The organism is Zwartia vadi, assembly GCF_030410375.1.
Lineage (GTDB): Bacteria > Pseudomonadota > Gammaproteobacteria > Burkholderiales > Burkholderiaceae_B > Zwartia > Zwartia vadi.
In genome coordinates this window covers 1-2,554 of sequence record NZ_JAUHHE010000034.1, presented here as the reverse complement: position 1 = coordinate 2,554, position 2,554 = coordinate 1, and the positions used below count along the sequence as shown (strand labels likewise).

Genomic DNA, 2,554 nt, shown 5'->3' with positions numbered 1-2,554 from the left:
GTAAGCGTCTGGCGAACACATGTTGCCCCTGAGTCGGGGTTAAGTGAACATGTCTCCACTAAAAACAAGTGGAGAAGTGTTCACGATGGATCAGGCAGCCCCAATCCGATTGCGTACAAGACAACGCTACAGCAAGGAATTCAAGGATAGCGTCATTACCGAAGCGCTTCAGCCGCATGTTTCAATTGCTGCCGTGGCGCTCAGTCATGGATTAAATGCCAACCTGTTGCGCAGATGGATTAAAGACTCGACCCCGAGCTATGTTGGCAAAAATCAGACTCGATTGTTGAGTGTTGATGAATCGTCTTCGATACAGGCTGTGCCAGGCTTTTTACCAGTTAACGTGCCTGGAGAACGCGCTTCCAAGCTCGAGGGGCGTTACATCGAGATTGAAGTGCAAAAGGGCAGCTTAAGCCTCAGGCTTCAATGGCCAGTCGAGTTAAGCAGCGCTTGTTCTGCCTGGTTATTCAAGATTACGCAATGATCAAGATTGAGGCAGTGTGGATTGCCACCGAGCCGATGGACATGCGTGCTGGGACAGAGACCGCGCTGGCACGTGTCGTGAAGGTGTTTGGTGCCGCGCATCCCAATCACGCTTATCTGTTTGCGAACCGTCGTGCCAACCGAATGAAGGTGCTGGTGCATGATGGAATTGGAATCTGGTTGGCTGCTCGACGGTTGCACCAGGGCCACTTCATCTGGACGAACAATCAAACTGCAAGCCACTTTCGAATTACCCGACTACAGTTTGATGCCTTAGTCCTTGGCCTGTCTTGGCATCGTCTTGGAGAGGCTGGAATCATCAGGGTCTTGTAAGACCGTGATACACGCTGATGACTTGAATTTTGCTTGAACGCTGATGCGAAAATCAATTGGTGAATCCTATAGTTACATCGTAATTGCTGCCGTGACATACTGGCACCATGGTCACAGCACAAACTCTTGAACAAATGAATCCGCAGGCGCTGCGTGAGCTTGCATTGAGTTTGATTCTGCAAAATGAAGAGCACCAGAAGGTCATTGCCCAGACCCGAGTTGAAATCGATCAGCACAAGAAAGAGCTTGCCTATCGTCAGGCAAAGATTGATCAACTCACACATGAGATTGCGCTCAACAAGCGCTGGAAGTTTGGTCAGCATGCCGAGCGCTTGGACCCTACGCAGGCTAGCTTGCTCGAAGAAACGCTTGATGCCGATATCGCTGCCATGGAGGCGGAGATTGAGGAGCTCTCCACCCAGGAGCCGGTTCAGCGCGCACGACAACAACCCAAGCGGACAGCACTGCCCTCAAGCTTGCCACGGATCGAGTTCCGGCATGAGCCGGACTCCACGCTCTGCCGCTGTGGCTGCCAGCTCAAGCGTATCGGCGAGGATGTCACTGAAAAGCTGGATTACACGCCTGGTGTCGCCACGGTGGAACGCCATATCCGAGGCAAGTGGGCTTGTGGCGATTGCAAGACCCTGACCCAGGCTCCGGTACCCGCACAGATCATCGACAAAGGCATTGCCACTGCAGGTTTGTTAGCTCAGGTGCTGGTAGCCAAATACTCCGATCATCTGCCTCTGTATCGTCAGGAAAGCATCTTTGCTCGCGCCGGTGTGGAGCTGCCCCGCTCGACACTGGCGCAGTGGGTAGGTGTCTGCGGGGTTCGTCTGCAACCATTGGTCGATGCACTCAAAGATGTGGTGCTCTCTCATCGTGTATTACACGCTGACGAGACACCAGTGCAGATGCTCAAGCCCGGCAACAAGAAAACGCACCGAGCCTATATCTGGGCCTACGCCCCAGGATTACATGAAGATCTGAAGGCGGTAATTTACGACTTTGCAGAGGGTCGGTCCGGAGAACATGCTCGAACCTTTGTTGGGGACTGGCGAGGTAGCCTGATTTGCGATGACTTCAGTGGCTATAAAGCGATGATGTCCCAGGGCGTCACCGAAGTTGGCTGCATGGCTCATGCACGGCGTAAGTTCTTTGAGCTGCATGTGGCCAACAAGAGCCAGATTGCAGAGTATGCCCTGGGGTTGATCGGTCAGCTCTATGAAACTGAGCGTCAAGCCAAAGACCTCAACCCACTGGATCGGCAACGCTTACGACAAAAACAGGCTCGGCCTGTCGCCGATGCACTATTTGAGTGGATGCGGCTGCAAAGAATAAGGGTGACAGATGGTTCGGCCACAGCTAAGGCATTGGATTACACCTTGAAGCGATGGCAGGCGCTGACTCAGTACCTTGATGATGGGCAGCTTCCCATTGACAACAATTGGATCGAAAATCAAATCCGCCCGATCGCAGTCGGCAGGTCTAACTGGTTATTTGCTGGCTCATTGCGTGCCGGAAAACGTGCTGCCGCTGTCATGAGCCTCATCCAATCGGCAAAAATGAACGGCCACGATCCTTACGCCTACATCAAGGATGTCCTGACTCGACTGCCGACCCAGAAAGCCAGCCAGATTCAAGAGTTGTTGCCACATCGCTGGCAGCCAACAGTTACCATGCCCTAATCAATCATCAAAACAAGTGCTCTGGCAATATGTGTTCGGCAGACGCTTAC

At 52.9% G+C, this 2,554-nt stretch carries 3 protein-coding genes; all 3 read left to right on the top strand.

Features of this window, described 5'->3' with window-relative positions:
• Positions 1-49: 49 nt before the first annotated feature.
• The 3 genes from QWY27_RS15170 to tnpC all read left to right on the top strand — a co-directional run bounded on the left by QWY27_RS15170 (position 50) and on the right by tnpC (position 2,504).
• Positions 50-484, top strand: a complete 435-nt coding sequence (locus QWY27_RS15170) for a transposase (RefSeq protein WP_290199274.1) — start codon at positions 50-52, stop codon at positions 482-484.
• Complete coding sequence (gene tnpB, locus QWY27_RS15165) at positions 481-816, top strand: IS66 family insertion sequence element accessory protein TnpB (RefSeq protein ID WP_290199273.1); 336 nt, start codon at positions 481-483, stop codon at positions 814-816. The genes QWY27_RS15170 and tnpB overlap by 4 nt, the downstream gene beginning before the upstream one ends.
• A gap of 107 nt (positions 817-923) precedes the next feature.
• Positions 924-2,504 (top strand): IS66 family transposase, encoded by a 1,581-nt coding sequence (gene tnpC / locus QWY27_RS15160; RefSeq protein WP_290199272.1) that lies wholly within the window; start codon positions 924-926, stop codon positions 2,502-2,504.
• The last annotated feature ends 50 nt before the right edge of the window (positions 2,505-2,554 follow it).